This window comes from Bacillus sp. NTK074B (genome assembly GCF_017303375.1).
Taxonomy (GTDB): domain Bacteria; phylum Bacillota; class Bacilli; order Bacillales; family Bacillaceae_B; genus Rossellomorea.
Window position 1 is genome coordinate 138,714 of the sequence record NZ_JAFKOH010000010.1, and the last position, 22,044, is coordinate 160,757.

At 48.9% G+C, this 22,044-nt stretch carries 19 protein-coding genes; 17 read left to right on the top strand and 2 right to left on the bottom strand.

Annotation, left to right across the window (positions count from 1 at the left end; all coding sequences use genetic code 11):
• Entirely contained in the window at window positions 1–1,158 is a 1,158-nt protein-coding gene (locus JI667_RS16875; RefSeq protein ID WP_206857286.1) for a UxaA family hydrolase, read from the top strand.
• A gap of 76 nt (window positions 1,159–1,234) precedes the next feature.
• Window positions 1,235–2,311 (top strand): Ldh family oxidoreductase, encoded by a 1,077-nt coding sequence (locus JI667_RS16880; protein WP_206857287.1) that lies wholly within the window; start codon window positions 1,235–1,237, stop codon window positions 2,309–2,311.
• A 47-nt stretch (window positions 2,312–2,358) separates the two neighbouring features.
• On the opposite strand, the gene JI667_RS16885 is transcribed toward JI667_RS16880, so the two are convergent.
• Together JI667_RS16885 and JI667_RS16890 are read right to left on the bottom strand one after the other, a co-directional pair.
• Window positions 2,359–3,054, bottom strand: a complete 696-nt coding sequence (locus tag JI667_RS16885) for a FadR/GntR family transcriptional regulator (protein WP_206857288.1) — start codon at window positions 3,052–3,054, stop codon at window positions 2,359–2,361.
• Between the two features lie 139 nt (window positions 3,055–3,193).
• The gene (locus JI667_RS16890) at window positions 3,194–4,267 is read right to left on the bottom strand and encodes a YeiH family protein (RefSeq protein ID WP_206857290.1); all 1,074 of its coding nucleotides are present in this window, start codon (window positions 4,265–4,267) and stop codon (window positions 3,194–3,196) included.
• A 311-nt stretch (window positions 4,268–4,578) separates the two neighbouring features.
• Here JI667_RS16890 and JI667_RS16895 point away from each other — a divergent pair, with 311 nt between their 5' ends.
• The 15 genes from JI667_RS16895 to JI667_RS16965 all read left to right on the top strand — a co-directional run bounded on the left by JI667_RS16895 (window position 4,579) and on the right by JI667_RS16965 (window position 21,855).
• Window positions 4,579–5,577, top strand: coding sequence for a DctP family TRAP transporter solute-binding subunit (locus tag JI667_RS16895; RefSeq protein WP_206857293.1), 999 nt, complete (start codon window positions 4,579–4,581; stop codon window positions 5,575–5,577).
• Between the two features lie 15 nt (window positions 5,578–5,592).
• Window positions 5,593–6,174: a TRAP transporter small permease gene (locus JI667_RS16900; protein WP_206857295.1), complete on the top strand. Its 582-nt coding sequence runs from the start codon at window positions 5,593–5,595 to the stop codon at window positions 6,172–6,174.
• 21 nt (window positions 6,175–6,195) lie between these two features.
• Window positions 6,196–7,476, top strand: a complete 1,281-nt coding sequence (locus tag JI667_RS16905; RefSeq protein WP_206857297.1) for a TRAP transporter large permease — start codon at window positions 6,196–6,198, stop codon at window positions 7,474–7,476.
• 337 nt (window positions 7,477–7,813) lie between these two features.
• On the top strand, window positions 7,814–8,761 hold the full coding sequence (manA, locus tag JI667_RS16910) for a mannose-6-phosphate isomerase, class I (protein ID WP_206857302.1): 948 nt from the start codon (window positions 7,814–7,816) through the stop codon (window positions 8,759–8,761).
• Between the two features lie 165 nt (window positions 8,762–8,926).
• The gene (locus tag JI667_RS16915) at window positions 8,927–9,667 is read left to right on the top strand and encodes an alpha/beta hydrolase-fold protein (RefSeq protein WP_206857303.1); all 741 of its coding nucleotides are present in this window, start codon (window positions 8,927–8,929) and stop codon (window positions 9,665–9,667) included.
• A 24-nt stretch (window positions 9,668–9,691) separates the two neighbouring features.
• Complete coding sequence (locus tag JI667_RS16920; protein WP_244668365.1) at window positions 9,692–11,008, top strand: ABC transporter substrate-binding protein; 1,317 nt, start codon at window positions 9,692–9,694, stop codon at window positions 11,006–11,008.
• 64 nt (window positions 11,009–11,072) lie between these two features.
• Window positions 11,073–11,819, top strand: coding sequence for an N-acetylmannosamine-6-phosphate 2-epimerase (locus JI667_RS16925; RefSeq protein WP_206857308.1), 747 nt, complete (start codon window positions 11,073–11,075; stop codon window positions 11,817–11,819).
• Window positions 11,773–12,627, top strand: coding sequence for a MurR/RpiR family transcriptional regulator (locus tag JI667_RS16930; RefSeq protein ID WP_206857309.1), 855 nt, complete (start codon window positions 11,773–11,775; stop codon window positions 12,625–12,627). Before JI667_RS16925 ends, JI667_RS16930 begins: the two co-directional genes overlap by 47 nt.
• A 20-nt stretch (window positions 12,628–12,647) precedes the next feature.
• A complete protein-coding gene (locus JI667_RS16935) occupies window positions 12,648–13,556 on the top strand; it encodes an ROK family protein (RefSeq protein ID WP_206857310.1) in 909 nt (302 codons plus the stop codon).
• Window positions 13,553–14,428 (top strand): carbohydrate ABC transporter permease, encoded by an 876-nt coding sequence (locus JI667_RS16940; protein WP_206857311.1) that lies wholly within the window; start codon window positions 13,553–13,555, stop codon window positions 14,426–14,428. The genes JI667_RS16935 and JI667_RS16940 overlap by 4 nt, the downstream gene beginning before the upstream one ends.
• Window positions 14,429–14,434: 6 nt before the next feature.
• Window positions 14,435–15,328, top strand: coding sequence for a carbohydrate ABC transporter permease (locus tag JI667_RS16945; RefSeq protein ID WP_206857313.1), 894 nt, complete (start codon window positions 14,435–14,437; stop codon window positions 15,326–15,328).
• Complete coding sequence (locus JI667_RS16950) at window positions 15,328–17,877, top strand: alpha-mannosidase (protein WP_206857314.1); 2,550 nt, start codon at window positions 15,328–15,330, stop codon at window positions 17,875–17,877. The genes JI667_RS16945 and JI667_RS16950 overlap by 1 nt, the downstream gene beginning before the upstream one ends.
• Window positions 17,870–19,390, top strand: coding sequence for a DUF4127 family protein (locus JI667_RS16955; protein ID WP_206857315.1), 1,521 nt, complete (start codon window positions 17,870–17,872; stop codon window positions 19,388–19,390). Before JI667_RS16950 ends, JI667_RS16955 begins: the two co-directional genes overlap by 8 nt.
• Window positions 19,387–20,271 carry an ROK family protein gene (locus JI667_RS16960; RefSeq protein WP_206857316.1) on the top strand — a complete coding sequence of 295 codons (885 nt, stop codon included), beginning with the start codon at window positions 19,387–19,389 and terminating at the stop codon, window positions 20,269–20,271. The genes JI667_RS16955 and JI667_RS16960 overlap by 4 nt, the downstream gene beginning before the upstream one ends.
• Window positions 20,272–20,295: 24 nt before the next feature.
• Window positions 20,296–21,855: an FAD-dependent oxidoreductase gene (locus tag JI667_RS16965; protein WP_206857317.1), complete on the top strand. Its 1,560-nt coding sequence runs from the start codon at window positions 20,296–20,298 to the stop codon at window positions 21,853–21,855.
• Window positions 21,856–22,044: the final 189 nt, after the last annotated feature.

A 22,044-nucleotide genomic window follows, 5' to 3' on the forward strand; every position in this document is an offset into this window, starting at 1 on the left:
ATGACACATTCACTTTATGGTTATCGCAGAGAAAATGGAAAAGTAGGAATTCGCAATCACGTCATTATTTTGCCTGTGGATGATATTTCAAATGCAGCCTGTGAAGCAGTCTCAAGGCAGGTACAGGGAACATTGGCCCTTCCCCATGCGTATGGAAGGCTTCAATATGGACCGGATTTGGATCTGCATTTCAGAACGATGATCGGAACGGGTTCCAATCCTAATGTGGCGGCGGTTGTCGTCATTGGAATAGAGGAGAACTGGTCGAAGAAAATCGCCGATGGCATTGCAGAAACCGGAAAGCCTGTATCATATTTTTCTATTGAAGGAAATGGTGATTTGGAAACGATCCGCGCCGCTTCCTGGAAGGCAAAAGAATATGTACAATGGGCATCGGAACTTCAGAAAGAGCCGGTGGAGCTGAAAGATTTAACCGTCAGCATCAAATGTGGAGAATCCGATACGACAACAGGTCTTGGGTCGTGTCCGACCGTAGCCCAGGCCGTAGATCGCCTTGTCGATGCCGGTGCGACCGTGTTCTTCGGTGAAACGTCAGAGTTAACAGGTGGGGAGCACCTGATTCGTGACCGCATGGCGACTCCGGAGCTTCATGAGAAATTCATGGCCGTGTATAACGATTATGTAGGGGAAATTGATTCCAAAGGAGTCGATCTGCTTGGGTCCCAGCCGACTCAGGGGAATATCGCCGGAGGGCTGTCGACGATTGAGGAAAAAGCACTTGGAAACATCGCTAAGACGGGAACGAAGGACGTGATCGGTGTGTTGGATCCTGCCGAGGCACCTCAGAACGGGAACGGTCTTTATTTCATGGATACCTCTTCGGCAGCGGCTGAATGTATTACATTGATGGCGGCGGGCGGAGCCGTGCTTCACTTGTTCCCGACCGGACAAGGGAATATCATCGGCAACCCGATTGAACCGGTTGTCAAAATTACCGCGAACCCCATTACTGCAGGCACAATGAGCGAGCATGTGGATGTGGATGTCCAGGGATTGTTGTCCCGTCAGATCTCCCTCGAAAAAGCGGGCGATCAGCTGATGGACATGATTTGCCGGACCGTGAATGGGCGACTGACGGCCGCCGAGGCACTGGGTCATAAGGAATTCGTCATGACGAAACTGTATCGCAGTGCTTGATTCTTATTCCCTGCACATTCTGTATGTGCAGGGATTCAATTTGTGAACGAGAATATGATGGGATGAGGAGTCGATTATGGGTACGTACAATGAATCAGACTTACGTCAATTTTGTTTAGATGTGTTGGAAGGGGCCGGCATGTTCAGGGAGAATGCCGAGGTCGTGACAGATTCCCTCCTGAAAGCGAACCTTGAAGGGGTGGACAGCCATGGCATCAGCAGGCTCCCCATCTATTTCAGACGATTTGAGGACGGCAGGATCAACGTGAATCCAAGTGTGGGCATGAATGAGAAAAGCCCATCCGTCCTCGTCGTGGATGGGGATAATGGACTTGGTCATGTGGTCACCTCAAAGGCCATTCACAAAGGGATAGAGATGGCGAAGGAAAGCGGGGTCACCGCCATCGCCATCCGAAACAGCAACCATTTCGGGACCGCCTCTTATTTCTGTCAGCTGGCGTGTGAAGAAAACCTTGCCTGCATCGGTTTTACCAATTCTCCACCGGGGATCGCCCCCTGGGGAGGAAGGGAGGCTTTCTTCGGGACAAATCCAATCGCATTCGGATTTCCCACAGGGGATGAAAAGCCTGTGATCATCGATTTATCGACGAGCATTGTTGCAAGAGGGAAGATCATTCTGGCAGAGAAACAGGGACAAAGCATCCCATCCGATTGGGCGATGGACGGGAACGGGGAACCGACCACCGATCCAAAGGCGGCACTCAGCGGTTCCGTTCTTCCCCTTGGAGGCGCAAAAGGATCGGCCCTTGCCCTGGCAGTCGAAATCCTGACCGCTCTCTTAACGGGGGCTGCATTCGGCCCTCATGTGAAAAGCATATATGAGGAGGATGAAAAAGAACATGCCAACGTCGGCCATTTCTTCATCCTTATGGATATTGAGAAATTCATGAATCCTCAAGTTTTCTATGCTTCCATCCAGGGCTTATTGGGGGAAATGAAGGCCGTCCCTCCATCTCCGGGTACCACGGAGATCCGGTATCCAGGTGAAAGACGGAAGAGGGAGTACGATAGACGATTGGCAAGCGGCATTGACTTGTCCAGTAGTGTGGCAGAGGAGTTACAATCTCTGGGCAGGACCTATGGGATACGATTTCCCGAAGCTGTCTCCACTAAGGCATTTATTAAAAAATAGGACCGAAAAAACCAGCTTCTGAAGGAGAAGCTGGTTTCTTCATGTGTTTAACTGGTCTCGATGTTTTCCCTGATGGAGCGTTCAACGCTTTCAATATGCTCTTTCATATACTTCTGTGCAAGGTTGATATTATTTTGCTTCATGGCATCCAGGATCTTCGTATGTTCCTGGACAGATTGCAGTGCCCTGCCCGGGATCTGGATGGACTTGGTCCTGGACTCTGATAACAAATCAATCAGGAAGTTCATGATCCGTATCAACACCACGTTGTTCGAGTTGTTGGCCAGTGTGAGATGGAACCTATGGTCAAGCTCGGCTAGCCTGGCGTAATCCGGATGACCCTGCAGGTTTTCATTGGCTTCTTCGATGATCTGTTCAAGTTCCCTGAACTGTTCTTCACTTGAATTCTCGATAGACCATTTCACGGTCCACTCCTCCAGGATCTTTCTGACCGAGAAGAAATCATCGATCTGGTCCGTCGAAACAAAGAATGCTTCTGTCATCTTTTGAATCTGATGCTCCCTGGTTGCAACAAACACACCAGTTCCATGCTTGGCTGTAATATAACCGTAAGCCTCCAGGATTTTATATGCTTCCCTCACTGTATTTCGGCTGACGGAAAGCTCCACGCCCATTTCCCGTTCTCCGGGGATTTTATCTCCGACTTTATATTCTCCGTCCTGTATCTTCTTCTTAATGCTATCTGCCACCTGCTCAGATATGCCTTTTCGATTGAATTCCATAAGGTCACCCCAATCCATTATTGAAATGGTATCAGTATTCGATAGAATCGAGGCCCTGACATCCGTTTAGGGGAAAAAGGACCTCATTCCAGTACCTTCAGTTTACCATGTTTAGTGGCTCAACCTCTATAAGAAACTTTTAATAAATAAGCTTCGTCAATAGGAATCCCAGAATTACCAATGCAATCGCACCGGTCACCCCCGTAGCCAATACCTTCGAATTGAGCTTCTTGAATTCAGAAAAGTTGACGCTTAATCCAAGTCCCGCCATGGCCATGGAGAGAAGGAATATGCTGAGGGCTATCAGCATTTGTGTCACGGCCGCTGGGAGGAATCCGATGGTATTGATGAAGCACATAAACAAGAACCCAAATATGAACCAGGGCACCGGTAGATCTTTAAAAGCGCGTTTTTCAGCTGTTTTTTTCGAGTCCGTCTTATTAAACAGAATTCCGAGTATGATAGCCACCGGTATGAGAAGTGCCACACGTCCTAGCTTGACGAGGATAGCCGTATCACTTCCCATATCACCGCCAGGCGCAGCCGCCGCTATGACGTGGGCCAGTTCATGAAGGGTCGATCCTGTCAGTACACCATAATCATGGGGGGAGAGGCCTAATAGGGGGTAAAGGAAGGTGTAAAAGATCGTCACGATGGTCCCCATGATGGCAATGAACGCCACCGAAATGGCCGTCATTTCTTTCTTCGCCCCGATCAAAGGAGCAACCGCAACAATGGCAGCAGCCCCGCATACGGCTGTACCGACGGCGATCAATGCGGAAATATGACGGTCGATCCTAAGTAATTTCCCCAATGCCATCATGAAAGCAAGGGTAAAGACAATGACGATGACGTCCACCAGGACAACCGAAAATCCTGCTGAAGCAATCTGCTCCACATTCAGTCTTAATCCCATCAGGATAATCCCTGCACGGAGCAAGATTTTGCTGCTGAAGGTGATGCCGGGATATGCATCCTGAGGGATGTCCATGACCCCTTTCCAACTCATCCCCATCAGGATGGAGATGATCATCACCCCCATAATGGAGAAGAACGGATACTCGGCAATCGTCCCGGATATGAAAGCGAGCAGGGCGGTTAACAACACGCCTTTTGCCCACCCTTTCTTTAATCGAAAAGACTTCTTTTTTTGTTGAGGTTTGATTGAAACCGATGAAACACTATACTCCTTCGTTGCTCCCGTTTGCCCCATTATGAGACCCCCTTTAAACTATTATTGGTACAGTGACCCAACCAATATAAGTTAATTAAACCACTAGATGATCATTGATTCAATGAAATTTTGTAAAATGATTGAAAAAAGTATTGATTATTTTGAAAATTAAAAATAATATAGTAGTAGTGGTTGGGTGACTGTACCTAGTGGAAGTTGAGCGTTATGACATCAAAAAAAGATCAACGGTCAACCCCCTTTACTTAACAACGAGTTCCAGATATTTCAACATAGATTTCCCATCCAACAAATTGTAAGGGCTTACATTATTGGAAACAGGAGGTTGTTGAATGAAGAAGTACTTGGCATTATTAATGGTTTTGATTCTTATCATTGTCAGTGGCTGTTCCAATACGGCGAAAGGGAATGGGAACGAAGCGGAATATGTATTAAGGCTTGGCCATTTGCAGACTGAGACACATCCCTATCATAAAGGAGCTCTGAAATTCAAAGAATTAGTGGAAAAGAATTCAGATGGACGGATACGGATCGATATCTTTCCAAGCAGCCAATTAGGGAACGGGCGTGACCAGATTGAAGGGGCACAGATCGGCTCCATTCATTTTCACATCGGGTCTGTCGCTCCGGTTACAAACTTTGCCCCTAAGTTCAATGTGCTCAACCTTCCTTATTTATTTGAAAGCAGGGAACACGCCTTTAAAGTTCTGGACGGGGATATCGGAAAGGAGATTGCATCGGATTTAGAGAATAGAGGACTTATTAATCTTGGTTATATGGAAAACGGGTGGCGCCATATGACAAATAACAAAAAGCCCATCAAGACAAGTGCCGATGCTGCCAACATGAAATTACGGGTGCAGGAGTCCCCTCCTTATATATCCTTCATCAAGGCTCTTGGATCCACACCGGTCCCGATTCCATTCGGGGAGTTATACACGGCACTGGAGCAGCATGTTGTGGATGGTCAGGAAAATCCACTTGCCCAGATTTACCTCAATAAATTCAACGAAGTTCAGAAGTACCTGTCTTTAACCGCCCACAACTATGATGCAGCGGTATTCATCATGAGCAAGACAACATTCGATACCCTCCCGGAAGACCTCCAGAAAGTCGTCACAGATTCAGCGAAAGAAGCGATCACATATGAACGTCAGTCCGCACTTGAAGATGAAAAGAAGCTTCTCGAAGATTTAAAGAAGACTGATATTCAGATCGAAGAAAACCCAGATCGGGAATCATTTAGAAAAGCGGTCGAACCCGTTTATGAAGAATTTGAAGATTCTTTGGGGAAAGACTTGTTTGACCGGATTGAGAGTCTCAGGGAATAAAAAGGGGGAGTTTTCATGTACACGTTCGTTACGACATTAAGCAGGAACATTGACCGGTTTAGCAGATGGATGATGATTGCTTTCTTCATGGTTGCCTTCATTGTGACCGTTTATCAAGTGTTTTCCCGGTTCGTCCTGCAAAGTGAATGGGTGAGAAACTCATTGCCAACGATTGATTTTAGCAGTTTTAACTTGACTTGGGGGGAGGAATTAATCCGGTATTTATTTGTCTGGATTGTCTTCCTCGGAATCGGAATCATGTACAAAACGAAAGGCCATGCCCAAGTGGAGATTCTGCACCATTATTTATCCGATCGGTACAAAATAGTGCTGAACTACATGGTAGAATCCATTAACGCCGTGATGTTCCTGTTCTTGATCCTGTTCGGAAGCAGGATCCTTGCCTTCACGACACACCAAATATCCCCGGCCATGGGAATCAATATGACCCTGATATACAGCTCGGTGCTGGTATGCTCGGTGTTTTGCCTGGTTCACTGTTTGGCCAATTTTGCAGAGATGACACAGGGGAATTCCATAAGCGATAGTGAAATAGACGTAGAGGAAGTCCGGCACGAGCAATCTAATATTGGATAAAGATAAAGAGGGGGAGATGGCATGACCGTTGCAATAGTGGCACTTGGTGTACTGTTTCTATTAATGCTCATAGGGGTCCCGATTGCGATGTCGTTAATATGGGCGTCGGTTGCGGGATTTCTGGCAAGTATCTATTATGTACCTCTCGAGGTGATTCCCCAGCGATTGATCACCTCTACAGACTCGTTTCCATTACTGGCGATTCCGTTCTTTATGCTGACGGGTGAGTTCATGATGTCGGGGAGTATGGGGAGGAGGATCGCGGCCTTTGCGTTTGCCACTGTGGGGTGGATCCGCGCAGGGCTGGCACAGGTATCGACTCTCACCAGTATGTTCTTTGCAGGGATTTCAGGTTCAGGGGCTGCCGATACTGCCGCCGTGGGGAAAATGATGATCCCCATGATGGAACAGAAGGGATATGACAAAGGATTTGCTGCAGCGACAGTGGCAAGTGCTGGGACGATCGCCGTTGTCATTCCCCCATCCATCCCGATGATCGTGTATGGGGTGACGGCCGGGGTCTCCATAGGGGACTTATTTACGGCAGGAATCGTACCCGGCATCCTGATTGGGCTTTCCATTATGATGCTGAATTATTGGATCACGAGAAGAAACGCTTATTCTGAAGAAGCGGGAAGCTTCGAATTTGCCTCATTTAGAAGAACATTATTTGAAGGGGCATTGGCATTGGTGCTGCCATTGATCATCATCGTCGGTATCCGCGGAGGGATCTTCACTCCGACAGAAGCCGGAGCGGCAGCGGCTGCCTACGCCTTCATCATCAATAAATTCATCTATAAAGATATGGATTGGAAGGACATTCCCGATTCGTTCCTGAGAGCGGGGAAAATGACGGCCATGGTCGTTTTCATCATTGCAGCAGCGAACTTGTTCGGATGGTTATTGACCGCGGAACAGATTCCCCAGCAGCTGGCTCAACTGGTCACGAGTGTCTCTGAAAATAAGTGGTTGATCCTGCTCATGTTCAACATTATTTTCTTTATCGCAGGATGTTTCCTGAATGCCTCCGCCGCCATCACGATCTTAACTCCACTACTCCTGCCGATCGCCATCGGTGTGGGAATTGATCCCATCTTCTTTGGAGTCGTCATGGTCGTCAACCTGTCGATCGGACTCATCACACCGCCTGTTGGACTGGACCTTTTCATCGTAAAGGGCATAGCGGATATATCCTACGACAAGCTGATCAGGGCCGTCACACCATTCATTATTGTAATGGTCCTAGATCTATTGATCATCACCTACTTTCCGGCGTTGTCTATGTATTTGACGACGTTGTAATGGGACGGTTCTCGCGCTTACTTTTGAGAGACTACTACGGGATTTAAGATTAGATCCCCACTTGGTTGTTGAAATGATTTAAGTATTTCTTGTGAGTAAAGAGGCCGGCCAAGCCGGTCTTTTTTACGTACTTCCAGGTGGGCAGGTGACGATTCTCTTGTTTCTTTCCTGGACACTTTAAACGTTTTTGGAAGCAGAAAAACCGTCCACCTGCTTCCAAAAACTAAAAATAATTAAAGGGTTTTCATTCATACATATGGAACATGAATCATAGTAACCAAGTGTCCCTTCTTTTTCTCATGTGGGGCGGGGCAAATCCATTTATGAGGAGGCTGCTATGAATCAACCACTATTTCTAAAACCCGTATTCCACGAACGAATATGGGGCGGCACAACGCTTAAGTCCAAGTTTGATTATGAAATTTCTTCAGAGCTCACCGGGGAGTGCTGGGCGATATCCGGGCATCCGAATGGGCAGAGCACTGTAAAGAACGGTGAACATGCCGGCAAGACGGTGGGGGAGCTGTGGGAGGAAAAGCGGGAATGGTTCGGTGATCATCCTTCGCCGGTGTTTCCGTTACTCACCAAGATCCTGGATGCCAATGATGATCTTTCGGTTCAGGTTCATCCGGGTGATGATTATGCGAAGGAAAATGAAAACGGGGAACTCGGGAAGACTGAGTGCTGGTATGTCATTGATTGCGATGAGGATGCCGAGCTGATCTTTGGTCATCGTGCCGGGACGAAGGAAGAGTTTGAGAGAATGATTGAAATGGGGCAGTGGGAAGATCTTCTCCAGCGGGTGCCGATCAAGCCGGGGGATTTCTTCTACGTCCCGAGTGGAACCATTCACGCCCTATGTAAAGGGACGTTGGTTCTTGAGACCCAGCAGAGCTCGGATACGACCTATCGGCTCTATGATTATGACCGTAGGGATCAAGAGGGGAAGACGCGTGAGCTGCATATCCGTCAATCGATTGATGTTACGTCGATCCCACATGAAAGCCCTGAAGTGAAGCGGATGATGGAGAAGCGTGACGGGGCAGAGATCACCACGTATGTGCAGGCCGATTATTTCACGGTGTATAAATGGAGCATTCATGGCCGGTCCGTGTTCCAACAGGATCAACTCTTTCAGCTTGCCAGTGTAATAGAAGGCGGGGGAACCCTCCATGTCGATGGAGTAGAGCTGCCCTTGAACAAAGGAGATCACTTTATTTTACCATCAGGAATGGAACGTTTTGAATTGGAAGGCAACATGGAGATCATTGTGTCACACGTATAAAAACAGGTACAGGGCCCTCAGAGCTGAGTGTTCAAGGCACCAGTATGGTCAATTGTGGAGCATTATTCCACCAAAAAAATAAAAAATGGAGAACATATTCACAAAAGCGCTTTCATATGCTAGGATAGAAACAAGCTGGGAAATCTAAACCATGGAAGGGGGAAAATGGTTTCATTGATTTCAAACTTAGAAGAACACCAGATCAGTAGTCGAATCCTGGGCAAGAAACAAGTCTATTATTCCTTGGAAGTTCTCGAGGGTCAGAGTCAAGCAGTAGATGTCTTGTATGTGCAGGATGGGATGGATTATGTCAGGCTGGGGAAGCTTCAAGACGCGTGGCATCATGTCCTCAAAGAAAAAGGCAGACGGGATGTTCATGTCCTTCTTATACTCGTCCCGCCATCCACTTCAGAAGAACGCTATCATACCTATCATCCACGGGGAACTCAACATCACAGCTATATTCACTTCTTTCATCAAGAGCTTGTTCCGTTCATAGAGAAGCAGATCATAGAAACAGGGAGAGACATTCGCAAGAAAGGTCTGTTGGGAGATTCCCTTGGAGCCGCCGTTTGTCTTGCGCTTGCCAGTGAAGAGCCGAAAGGATGGACGCACCTGCTCCTTCAATCCGGTGCATTCATCGATTTTCACGTCGATAAAATTCGGAAAATTGAAACAAAAGTACCTTGGAATGTGTATCAGGTAGTCGGGAGCCTTGAGGAATCGGTCACCTATCCACTGACAGGCGAGACCTTCCCGATTCTATCCGCTAATCGCACTCTCTATGAGGCGCTTCCACCCATCGCAGAAAATCATACATATTACGAAGAAGATGAAGACCATCTATGGGATTTCTGGAGAAGAGATCTTCCAAGGGCACTGCACTATTTTCTTACAAAGGGGTAACCGTCACAACCAAAAGGGGAAGGGATGAATAATATGTTTAAAAATGGAAAGTTTCTATTAACGCTTATGTTGATGTTTGCTATGCTATTTACAGCTGCCTGTAACAGCAGCAAATCAAGCTCTTCAGGGGAACAGAAAGAAGGAACGAAAGAGGATCCGGTGGAGATTGAATTCTGGACGATGCAGTTATCTCCAACGTTTGATGATTACTTAAATGGGGTCATTGCTGATTTCGAAAAGGAAAACCCGAATGTGAAAGTGAAATGGGTGGACATTCCTTGGGGTGATATGGAGACGAAGATCCTGTCAGCTGTCGCTTCCAAAACGGCTCCGGACGTGGCGAATTTGAATCCACAGTTCGCGGCGAAACTTGCAGAGCTTGATGCGTTGGTCAATATGGATGAAATGGTTCCGGAAGATGTGAAGAGTAAGTACTTCGAAAACATCTGGTCTTCCAACACATTCGACGGAAAGACGTTCGGTATTCCTTGGTACCTGTCTTCTCAGGTAACGATGTATAACTCAGATATCTTCAAGGAAGCGGGACTTGATCCGGAGAAAGCACCGGCTACGTTCGGAGAATTGCAGGAAGTGGCTAAAACCATTAAAGACAAAACGGGTAAATACGCGTTCTTCCCGGCTCTTGATGGAAGTCATCTTCTTGAAACGATGGTCATGATGGGCGTGGATTTAACGAATGAAGATATGACGAAAGCGACGTTCAACACGGCAGAAGGGGAAGAAGCATTCAATTTCTTTGTAGATCTTTACAAGAATGATCTGATTCCACGTGAAGTGTTAACGGAAGGGCATTCTAAAGCGATCGATTTGTATCAAGCGGGTGAAATCGCGATCCTGCCTTCAGGTCCACAATTCCTGACGATCGTAGAAGAAAATGCTCCTGATATTTTAAAAGCAACAAGAACGGCTCCCATCATCACAGGTGACACGAACAAGAAAAACGTAGCGGCCATGAACGTCGTGGTGCCGAAGCAATCGGAGCACCAGCAGGCAGCCGTGGACTTCTCCATCTTCTTGACGAATGCGGAGAACCAGGTTGAGTTTGATAAACAGACAGCGATCCTGCCATCGATTGAAACGGCTCTTGATGATCCGTACTTCAGTGAAGAGCCTGCGGATGCGACTCCAATCGATAAAGCCCGTATCGTATCGGCTGGTCAGTTAAAGGACAGTGAAGTGCTGATCCCGCCTATGAGCAACTTTGAAGAGTTGCGTACAGCGATGAACGAAGCCCTTCATGCCGCGATGCTTGGGGATATGACAGTGGACGAAGCATTGAATCAAGCTGAAACGAAATGGAACGAAACGCTATCTAAATAAGGGAATGACGGAAAGGGAGGCTGACTCCCTTTCTGCATTTCAATGAAAGCACGGTGAAGACAAGATGATCAGCAAGGAAATCGTTTTTGAACAATTAAAGGGAAAGCTTGTGGTGTCATGCCAGGCCCTTGAACATGAACCGCTGCACGGAGCGGATGTGATGGGGAAAATGGCGAAGGCGGCATTCATGGGCGGTGCGTCTGGGATCCGGGCAAACAGTGCCGTTGATATTGTGGCCATTAAAGAGTACGTGGAGTTACCGATCATTGGATTAGTGAAGAGGGATTACCCGGGAAGTGAAGTCTACATAACGCCTACCAGGAAGGAAGCTGATGAACTGATTGGAGCAGGGGTGGACATGATTGCCATTGACGCGACAACGAGAACCAGACCGAACGGGGAATCGCTGGAAAGCTTGATCTCGTATCTGAAGTCAAAAGGGCAGACCATCATGGCGGATGTTTCCACCTATGAAGAAGCCGTTCACGCAGTAAAGCTCGGGGTCGACTGTGTCAGTACGACCATGTCGGGATACACGCCGTATTCACCTCAGCAATGTGATCCTGATTTTACGTTATTAAAGAAATTGGTTGATACTATTAAGATTCCGGTGTTTGCCGAAGGGCGGATTTCGACTCCGGTAGAAGTGTGTCAGGCATTGGATATGGGGGCTCACACCGTCGTCGTCGGTTCGGCCATCACAAGGCCCCAGGAAATCACGAAGAGGTTTGTACAATCCATCCAGAATAAAGGAGGTAATCAAGATGCAGGCACAAACGGCCTCAAAGAGCAAATTAGGCGGGTTAATTAACAGCTATTATCCTTCCCTGACCAAATCGGAGCAAAAAGTGGCGACGGTTGTGTTGGAACAAATGGAGAAAGCCCTCTACTACTCGGTGACAGATCTTGCCGATGTAGCAGAAGTGGGGGAAACGACGGTGTTGCGCTTCTGCCGTAAGATCGGCATGAAGGGATATCAGGAATTTAAATTGGCGATGGCGAAGGATTTATCCTCTATGTCTCAAGAAGAAGAAGCGGATCCGAGTAAGCCCGCCGGCTTCATCCAATCCATTGCTTCCTATACAAAGAACGCGGTGGATGAAACCGTCAATAAGCTGGATGAAGAAACATTGGAGGAAGCGATCCGACTCCTTTCCGGTGCAAGATCGATCCATTTCTTCGGAGTCGGGACTTCAGGACTGACGGCATTGGATGCGAAGAATCGCTTCCTTCGGATCGGATACCGGTCCGATGCGGTCATCGATCCCCATATCCAATCCATGACGGCAGCCACTGTGAAAGAAGGGGATGTGGTCGTTGGATTAAGCATCTCGGGAAGCACGAAGGACACGATCGATTCCCTGACACTGGCCAAAGAAAACGGAGCAAGCGTCATTGCCATCACGTACTATGCCCGTTCACCGATTACGAAGCTTGCCGATGCGGTCCTGCTAAGCGGCGGGAAGGAATCCCCTCTTGAAGGTGGATCCATGATCGCGAAGATTTCACAGCTCTTCGTCATCGATCTGCTATGTACGGGACTTGCCCTCCACAATAAAGAGTTCTCCCTTGGCATGAAGGAGAAAACCGCAAGAGCCGTTGTAGACAAAATCTATTAAACTGGTAAGCAGGTGAAACGATGAAGGTCATTGGAATCGACGTCGGGGGTACCGGGGTCAAAGGGGCGATTGTCCATCGTGATGGCACGTTCCTCCACGGGGAAAAGGTACCCACCGATATCTCGAACGGGAGAGAGGGCATCCTCAATACCATCTTTCAAGTGATAGACATATTAATGAAGAAAGACGGCAGTATTTCAGGAATCGGGGTCGGCACGGCAGGTCGTGTGGATCCGGAGAAAGGGACCGTCGTCTATGCGACAGACAACTTGCCTTCGTGGCAGGGAACCCAGGTAAGAGAAGAAATCGAAACGCGCTACGGACTGCCGTGTGCAGTCGATAATGATGCGAATGTGGCTCTCCTTGGGGAGCTTTGGAAGTGGGAAGGAAACCCCGAAACGGCGGTCATGTTGACCCTTGGGACCGGAGTCGGGGGAGCGAACGCCCTACAAGGTGAGGTCTTACATGGCCATCACCATCAAAGTGGGGAATGGGGACATGTTGTGCTCGTTCCAAATGGAAAGCCGTGCAATTGCGGGAAGAAAGGATGCCTGGAGCAGTATCTGTCTGGTACAGCCCTTGTGCAGGACGTTTTCACCGAAACGAACCGAATGTTCCCCCATGGCTCAGAGATTTTTAAGGAATATTCAAGTGGAAATCAAAAGGTCAAGCTGGTGGTTGACCGTTATCTGGATTATTTGGCCATCGCCGCGTACAACATCTCTGTGAGCGTCGATCCGGAAGTCCTCTTCATCGGGGGAGGGATCATTGACTCCAAGGACCATTGGTGGGCCGGCTTCCAGGTTAAATTGAAGGAATATTTTGTTAATACAAGCATTTACCCTGCCGTACTGGGAAATCATGCGGGAATGCTTGGAGCTGCCAAGCTCGTATTTCAAGCGATGGAGAAAAGAGGGGAGTCCGTTTGAGAAATCATCCGTTAACACCATTTCTGTTTTTGATACCAGGTGTCATCATCCTGGGTGCGTTCATCTTTTATCCCATGCTCAATGCCATCTGGCTGAGCTTCACGAATTACACTATCGTCACTGATGCCGAATTCATTGGCCTGGAAAACTATAAAGGGCTGTTCGCTGATGCCCTGTTCTGGAAAGTGCTCGGACAGACCTTATTATATCTGGTCATCGTCGTGCCGGCACTCGTGATCCTGCCGATTTTCCTTGCGATCCTTGTGAATCAGCAGGTAAAGGGGATCGGGTTCTTCCGTTCCGCCTATTATGTTCCGGTCGTCACCTCCATGGTCGTGGTGGGGATTGCGTGGAAATGGGTGTACGCCGATAAAGGAATCCTGAATTACATATTGGAATCACTTGGATTGATCTCTGAACCTGTGAACTGGTTGACGTCGACGACGACATCCATTTTTGCCGTCATGGTCGTCACCATCTGGAAGGGACTTGGCTATTATATGGTCATTTACCTGGCGGGACTGCAGTCGATTTCAGATGATCTTTATGAAGCGGCGGATATTGACGGGGCAAGCAAATGGAAACAAATTTGGCATATTACCATTCCTTTATTAATGCCTTCCATTATGATCGTCACCATTATGTCATCGATTTCCGCCATGAAGGTATTCGAAGAAATCTACGTCATGACCGGCGGCGGACCGCTGAACAGTTCGAAAACACTCGTTTTCTACATTTATGAAGAAGCCTTCGATAAGCTGCAGATGGGCTATGCAAGTGCGGCGGGCGTCGTGTTATTCATCATCACATTGATCTTCTCTGTCATTAATATCAAGTTCATGAGCAAAAAAGAATCTGCGATAAAGGGGTGATTCTCCATGAGTTCTCCTTCTCTTGGAACCAGTAACGAACATTCAACCGAACTAACTGTCAAAAAACCGATAAACGTTAAAAAGGTAGGGAAAGTCGTCCTTCAATATGCCACGCTTCTTTTCGTCACACTCATCATGGTCGGTCCATTCCTATGGCTCCTGGCCACGTCGCTCAAATCGGGCAGCGAGAATATCTTCTCATACCCGCCTCAATTCATCCCCGAAAAGATCACATTCGGTAACTATGTGGAAGTGATGGATTTCTTCCCGTTCTGGCGTTACCTGTTCAATAGTGTGGTCGTATCCGTCGTGACGGTGATCTTGAATATCGTCTTCTGTTCACTGGCGGCCTACCCGCTCGCCCGCATGAACTTCCGCGGGAAAAACATCGTCTTCGTCCTCATTCTCAGTACGATGATGGTACCGTTTCAGCTTCTGATGATCCCGATTTACTTATTGGCACTGGACTTAGGACTGCAAAACACGTATGCTGGATTGATTTTGCCCCATGCCACCACGGCTTTCGGGATTTTCCTGATGCGGCAGGCATTCCTTACGATTCCTTACGAGCTGGACGAATCTGCACGAATGGATGGAGCCAATGCGTTTCAGATTTGGTGGAGAGTGCTTATGCCACTCGTTAAACCATCACTTGTCACACTTGCGATTTTCACGTTCATGATGGCATGGGGAGATTTCCTCTGGCCGCTCATCATCTTGAATGACACGAGCATGTATACACTGCCACTGGGCGTCAACACACTCGCCGGTTCGTTCTCGGCTAACTGGCGCTACATCGCGGCAGGATCGATTATCTCGATTCTTCCGATCATCATCCTCTTCTCCATCCTGCAGCGACACTTCATCGCAGGAGCCATGAAAGGGGCGGTGAAAGGATAATGAGCAAGAAAATGACGTGTCATATCGTCTTCCAGACCCATTGGGACAGGGAGTGGTACTTCCCGTTTGAAGTATTCCGTCACCGTCTCATCCTGGTGATGGACCGGATTGTGTCAGGTCTTGAAAAGGGAGAGTTGGAGCAATTTGTCCTGGATGGACAGATGGCTGCCCTGGAGGATTACTTTGAGGTTTGCGAAGAGCGCATGAAGGAGAAAGTCCTCCATTTCATAGAAGAAAAGAAGATCATCATCGGTCCGTGGTATGTCCTGGCCGATGAGTTTCTTGTGAGCGGGGAGTCCCTGATCCGGAATATGGAGATGGGATTGAAGATTGCGAGTCAATATGGTGAGCCCCAGAAGGTCGGGTATTTACCGGATACGTTCGGTCACGTGAGTCAGATGCCTCAGCTGTTACAGGGATTCGGCATTGATAACGCCATTTTGTGGCGGGGAATCAAGCCCGAAACGTCTGAGTTTCATTGGGAAGCGCCGAATGGGTCCAGGGTTTTCACGGCCTTCTTGCCAGAAGGGTATTACCAGCCTCTTTTGAATGAGGACAATCCGGAAGAGCAGTTGAAGTCCTATGTAGAGAAGGTCACGCCTTATGCGACAACGTCTCAGCTGTTGCTGACGAATGGCGGGGATCATCTGATGCCGAAGCATGGAAATCTGATGAAGCAGATCCATGAGCTTCAGGGGGAAGCGGAGTTTGTGTCCAGCACCTATGAAGCGTTTCTGAAGAGCGTTCAGGCTGAGATTCCGGCTGATCTGCCTGTGTTTGTCGGGGAAATGAGAAGCAATGAGCATATTTATGTCCTTCCGAATGTCCTGTCGGCAAGGAGCTATCTTAAGGTTCAAAATCAGGAGATGGAAGATGAACTGACGGGCTATACGGAACCACTGGCGACGCTTGCAGGTGAGGAGAAGTATCCTTATCGATACCTGGAGGAATCCTGGAAGCTTCTATTGTTGAATCATCCCCACGACAGTATTTGCGGCTGCAGCATCGATGAGGTTCATAAGGAAATGGAGACGAGGACGATGATGCTCCGGCAGAGGCTTGGGGCGATTCAAAAGGGGTCGCTCACTCATCTGGGGGTGCAGGATCCGATGTTTTCAGGGACGGGATTTAGAAAGCCGTTTGAGGATAATAGCGTGTTTACAGTCTTCAATCCTCATCCAAGGCCTTTTACCGGCTGGGTGTCTGGGGAGATTTGGCTGGAGGAAGAGAGATTGTTCCGTTTACAGGACGAGAACGGGAAGCTTCATACCCCTGTGATCAGGAATAAGCGGAAGGGCCGGCATTTTGATTCTCCTCTGGACGCGTTTCCGGATTTTAAAGAGGGGACGTTTTATGAGCTGGACTTTTATGTGGAGGATCTTCCTGCCACTTCACTTGCTGCTTTTGCAGTCGTGGAGGGAAGTTATGAAGAAATACGTGAGTCACAGGACAGCGTGATGGAAAACGAGTATTACTCGATTGAGCTGGACGGGGATGGAACCCTTTCGCTACTAGAAAAAGAAACGGGCAAGCGTCATGAAGGGTTGCAGCGGATCTACAGCACTTTGGACGCTGGCGATGAGTATAACTACTCCCCGCCTGTGAACGATGTGAAGACGGTGGCTGAGCTTGCGGGCACAGGAAAGGTCCGGAAAGGGTCTGGCGTTCAAGAATTATCATATGGTCTGAAGCTTGTCACACCGTCAGGGCTGAACAGTGATCGAACGGGTCCTTCAGAAGAGACGGTCATAACGACTGTAGAAATCACTCTTACTGTGAAAGAAAAAGATCGGAAAATCGATGTATCGTATGTGATCGACAATCGCTCGAAGGATCAAAGGCTCCGCGTTCAATATCCATTGGGAGCGTCCGTCGATTACACGTATAGCGACACGGCGTTCGATGTGGTGAAGCGGGAAGCGAAGAAGGATGAAGCGTTTGATGCTGCGAAGCAAAAGGAAGTACCGGTTGTCGTCGAGCCTTCCCTGTCATTAGTGCGTGCGGATAGCGGCTTTTCGTTCTATCATCGAGGATTGCAGGAGTACCAGGTTACCGGAATGGAAGAGGAAGATTCCCTGGATGTGACGTTGATCAGGAGCGTGGGCTGGCTGTCCCGTGATGATTTACGGACACGTGGAGGGGGAGCGGGGCCGAATATGGAAACGCCGGATGCTCAGTGTATCGGGACGTATACCTTCCGTACTGCTTTTGAATTCCACCCCCATAAGAGTATTAGTCACATGGCCACGGAAGCCCACTTGTTCCGCGTCCCCCCGCGGATCTATCCCGGTGAAGCGAAGGGAATCGGCAGTTTAGTAGAAATCGATAATGAAGACGTACAGTGGAGTTCACTTAGAAGAGTAGAGGATGGAGTGGAGCTGCGTGTATGGAATCCCACCGATCAAGATCAGGTGTTTAGCTTGATCTCCCGTGGTAAGAGCGTGGAGAGGGTGGACTTTCTTCATAGACCTGTGCGGGTTGACGAGGAACGATTAAAACCGAAGGAAATCGCTACTTATCTTATAAAAGGAGGAAACAAGCATGAATAGAAAGATTGCCCTCCTGCCTGTGGATGGGAGACCGGTGACAAGGGAGCTTCCCAAGCAGATCGCTTCGATTGGCAACTGGGAAGTGCTGCTTCCGCCTAAAAATCTCCTCGGCTTTTTGAAGAAACCCGGAGACATCGAGGCTTTGGAAAAGTGGATCTGGGAAGTGGCTCCTGATGTGGATGGATTTGTCCTTTCCGTCGACATGCTGGGTTATGGAGGACTGGTTCCTTCCCGTGTTTGTACCGACGGAGAGGAGACCATTAAACAGCGGATCGGAATCCTCCGCTCATTAAAAGAGAAGTATCCCGACAGAGCCCTGATGGCGTTCAGTTCCACCATGCGGATCTCCAATAACTACGTCAATGAGGAAGAGAAGGAATACTGGAGTGAGTACGGAGTCGAGCTTTGGGAGTATTCATTCCATATTCACCGGTTTGAGAAAACGGGGTGTGAGGAATCCAATCGAAACGTACAGGAACTCAGGAATAGGATCCCGTCAGAGGTTCTGGAAGACTACTTATCAACGAGACTGAAAAACTATTGTGTGAACGTTTCCCTGTTGGATATGGTGGAAGACGGTACCCTTGATGTACTCGTTTTCCCCCAGGATGATACGTCCGAGTATGGGCTGAATATCGGGGAGCAGGAAGACCTTTTAACGAAAGTATTCGAGCGGGAATTATTTCAGCGTGTATTCATTTACCCGGGAGCGGATGAAGTCGCCAATACCCTTGTGGCGAAGATGATCTATCAGCTTGAAAACGTCCCGTTCCCTACATTTTTTCCACTTTACAGCGGTGAAACCGGTGCGTTATCAACTGCCATGTATGAAGACCGTCCGATCTGCGAGTCGGTGAAGGGGCAGATCTTCGCCTTTGGAGGGTACACGGTTCATCACCCAGGGGAAGCGGATATTGTGTTCGCGGTCAATGTGCCGGGGAAACGACAGGGAGATCTGGCCCTGCAAAAATACCTGGGAGAAGTCGACACCCCCCATCGGAATATCGGGGAGTGGATCAAGCGCATCTCTCATTATCTTCGTCAGGATAAGCTGGTGGCGGTGGCGGATACGGCCTATGCCAATGGGGTTGATGAGCGTATGTTGCCACAGCTGTTGTCTGGGGTCAAGATGAGTGAGCTTGCCGGATTTGCCGGCTGGAATACAGCGGGGAATACGCTGGGGACGGTCGTGGCACAGGCAGCAATGGTTCATCTTCAGAAGCAGAAGCCTTCCCTGAAGGAAACGGAGGTAAAGGAAAGGCTGCACGCTGAAATCACCCTTCGATTATTGGATGATTATGTGTATCAGTCAGTTGTTCGTCAAGAGGTGCGTGCAGTAGTGGGTGAGTCGGCTGTCAGCCGGGAAGAGCTGTTGAACAGGGTGACGGAAATGTTCCGCAGGGAGGCTTCTGACTTCTTGGAACGATACCATCTCCATTTTTCACTGGAGGACATTTACCTGCCTTGGGACAGGACGTTCGAAATCGGGATAGGCAGGGGTGTTGAGTCATGAACTTGCGTATCGGGGTGGACTTGGGCGGAACGAATATGCGTGCTGCTCTCCTTGATGACAAAGGGAGGATCCTGAAGGAAGCCAAAGAGAAGACGGAGGCTCATGCAGGGCCGGTGAAGGTCATCGCTAACTTGATTTCACTCATTGAAAGGGTGAAAGGGAACGAGGATGTGCTCGGCATCGGGATCGGTTGTCCGGGACCACTGGATGCACGATCCGGCACGATTCTATCTCCCCCTAACTTACCTGGCTGGGACCGGATCCCTTTGGCGTCAATTGTCGAGGAGCATTTTAAATTACCCGTGAAGGTGGAGAATGACGCGAACGTGGCGGCGGTGGCTGAAGCGAAGCTTGGTGCCGGAGCCGGATATGAAAGTATCTATTATCTGACGGTAAGCACGGGAGTCGGTGGTGGATTTGTCATCAACGGGAAGGTATTTCAAGGGGCCAATGGATATGCCGGAGAGGTCGGCAATATGATTGTCGTGCCGAATGGAAAGAAGCATCCTTCATTAAATCCAGGCGCCCTTGAAAGTCTGGCAAGCGGAACGGCCATTGGGGCAGCCGGTGAATCAAATGGGATCCCGGGTGGGTCCGAAGCCGTGTTCAGCGAAGCGCGTAATGGAAATAAAGCGGCCCAGAGCATTATTGATGAAGCCGTCGTTTACCTGGCCATGGCCATCGCCAATCTCACCCATGCCATCAATCCCGACGTCTTCGTATTGGGCGGGGGCGTGATGAGTCAGGAAGAGCAGATTCTCCAACCGTTAAGGTCCGAAGTGAAAGAGTATGTGTATCCGGAATTGAAAGAGCTCGTCCGGATCGTCCCTGCCAAGCTTGGTTCCAACTCAGGGGTGATCGGGGCAGGATTCATTGTTTAGTTTTATGAGATAGGGGTGAAAGGAATGGAGACCTTACAAGCAGACATCATCATCATCGGTGGCGGGATCGGTGGATGTACGGCTGCACTCGCAGCATCCAAACGAGGGAAAAAAGTCATCCTGACCGAAGAGACCGATTGGATCGGCGGACAGCTGACGAGCCAGGCGGTCCCGCCGGATGAGCACCAGTGGATCGAGCAGTTTGGCTGCACGGGGACGTACCGTGAGTTCCGGAACCGGGTGCGGGAGTACTACCGTCGTCACTATCCTCTTAAGGAAGAGGCGAGGCGGGATGAACGGCTGAATCCGGGAAAGGGATGGGTCAGCAGGCTCTGCCATGAACCGAAAGTGGCCCTTGCCGTCCTTCAGGAAATGCTGGTTCCGTTTACGAGCAGCGGGAGGTTGTCAATTCTTACTAATTATAAAGTGACCGGTGCGGACGTGGATGGAGACGAAGTTCAATCTGTTACCGTTCAGCATAGGGACGGACCTTTCAAAGTCCTGCAGGGCCAGTGTTTTCTGGATGCCACGGAAACCGGAGAGCTTTTGCCGTTGGCAGGCGTGGAATACGTCACCGGGGCAGAAGCCAAAAGGGATACGGGCGAGCTGCATGCGCCGGAAGAAGCAAGACCCCAGGATATGCAGTCCTTCACGTATGTGTTCGCAGTGGATTATGTAGAAGGCGGAAGTTTTGTCATCGAAAAGCCTGAACAATATGAGTTCTGGAAAGACTATCGTGCTCCCTTCTTGCAGCACCAGCAGTTAAGCTGGTTCGCCCCCGATGCCCATACGGGTGGTTCGAAGGAATTTGCCATGTTCCATCATGAAGATCTGTGGGGATTGTGGGATTATCGCCGGATTGTGGACCCGAGCCTTTTTGTTGATGGCGCCTATGAAGGGGATATCTCTCTCATCAACTGGCCGCAGAACGATTATTGGAGCGGTTCGATCATCGATGTCAGTGATGAAGAGCGGGAAAAGCATATACATGAGTCGAAGCAGCTGAGTCTTTCCCTGCTGTACTGGCTGCAAACGGAAGCTCCGAGGCCGGAAGGGGGCATAGGGTACCCTGGACTGCGGTTACGGGGGGATATTCTCGGGACAGAGGATGGTATCGCGAAATATCCTTATATCCGCGAATCGAGGAGAATCAAAGCCGTATCGACGGTCGTCGAGGAAGACATCAATGCCAATACGAGGGACGGCATCAAACACGTGGACGATTCTGTAGGGATCGGCTGCTACCGGATCGATTTGCATCCGACGACGGAGACGAATGCATTTTTCTATGCGGAGAGCTATCCGTTTGAGATTCCTTTGGGGGTATTGTTGCCGGTCCGGGTGAACAATGTGCTTCCAGCGTGTAAGAATATCGGATCTACCCATATTACGAACGGCTGCTTCAGGGTGCATCCGGTGGAATGGAATATCGGGGAGTCGGCAGGATATCTTGCGGCTTTTGCCATGGAGAAAGGCGTCCTGCCACGAGAAGTGAGGGAGGATCAAGCGTTGTTGCGGGAGTTTCAGGCACTGCTTGTGGAAGAAGGGATTGAATTGAAGTGGCCTGAGGTCGGGGCGATATAGAGGAAGATCCCTGTTTATAGGGGATCTTTCCGGATGTTTTATAAGTCAAAAGGTCTGGAAATCAACCTTTGATTTGTCTAAAAATGAAGAATATATCCATCTTAACTATCTATTCTGAAGAATTATTCCTTTTATTCAGAAAATTATGATAGAATAAAATGGCCACATCATGATAGCGCATACATATAA

Excerpts from the sequence above, each read along its gene's own strand:
- JI667_RS16955 (WP_206857315.1), top strand. The coding sequence starts at position 17,870 with ATGAATAGAAAGATTGCCCTCCTGCCTGTGGATGGGAGACCGGTGACA.
- JI667_RS16875 (WP_206857286.1), top strand. The coding sequence starts at position 1 with ATGACACATTCACTTTATGGTTATCGCAGAGAAAATGGAAAAGTAGGA.
- JI667_RS16885 (WP_206857288.1), bottom strand. The coding sequence starts at position 3,054 with ATGGAATTCAATCGAAAAGGCATATCTGAGCAGGTGGCAGATAGCATT.
- JI667_RS16965 (WP_206857317.1), top strand. The coding sequence starts at position 20,296 with ATGGAGACCTTACAAGCAGACATCATCATCATCGGTGGCGGGATCGGT.
- JI667_RS16920 (WP_244668365.1), top strand. The coding sequence starts at position 9,692 with ATGAATAATATGTTTAAAAATGGAAAGTTTCTATTAACGCTTATGTTG.
- JI667_RS16945 (WP_206857313.1), top strand. The coding sequence starts at position 14,435 with ATGAGTTCTCCTTCTCTTGGAACCAGTAACGAACATTCAACCGAACTA.
- JI667_RS16925 (WP_206857308.1), top strand. The coding sequence starts at position 11,073 with ATGATCAGCAAGGAAATCGTTTTTGAACAATTAAAGGGAAAGCTTGTG.
- JI667_RS16915 (WP_206857303.1), top strand. The coding sequence starts at position 8,927 with ATGGTTTCATTGATTTCAAACTTAGAAGAACACCAGATCAGTAGTCGA.
- JI667_RS16895 (WP_206857293.1), top strand. The coding sequence starts at position 4,579 with ATGAAGAAGTACTTGGCATTATTAATGGTTTTGATTCTTATCATTGTC.
- JI667_RS16950 (WP_206857314.1), top strand. The coding sequence starts at position 15,328 with ATGAGCAAGAAAATGACGTGTCATATCGTCTTCCAGACCCATTGGGAC.
- JI667_RS16905 (WP_206857297.1), top strand. The coding sequence starts at position 6,196 with ATGACCGTTGCAATAGTGGCACTTGGTGTACTGTTTCTATTAATGCTC.
- JI667_RS16960 (WP_206857316.1), top strand. The coding sequence starts at position 19,387 with ATGAACTTGCGTATCGGGGTGGACTTGGGCGGAACGAATATGCGTGCT.
- JI667_RS16890 (WP_206857290.1), bottom strand. The coding sequence starts at position 4,267 with ATGGGGCAAACGGGAGCAACGAAGGAGTATAGTGTTTCATCGGTTTCA.
- JI667_RS16900 (WP_206857295.1), top strand. The coding sequence starts at position 5,593 with ATGTACACGTTCGTTACGACATTAAGCAGGAACATTGACCGGTTTAGC.
- manA (WP_206857302.1), top strand. The coding sequence starts at position 7,814 with ATGAATCAACCACTATTTCTAAAACCCGTATTCCACGAACGAATATGG.
- JI667_RS16880 (WP_206857287.1), top strand. The coding sequence starts at position 1,235 with ATGGGTACGTACAATGAATCAGACTTACGTCAATTTTGTTTAGATGTG.
- JI667_RS16930 (WP_206857309.1), top strand. The coding sequence starts at position 11,773 with ATGCAGGCACAAACGGCCTCAAAGAGCAAATTAGGCGGGTTAATTAAC.
- JI667_RS16935 (WP_206857310.1), top strand. The coding sequence starts at position 12,648 with ATGAAGGTCATTGGAATCGACGTCGGGGGTACCGGGGTCAAAGGGGCG.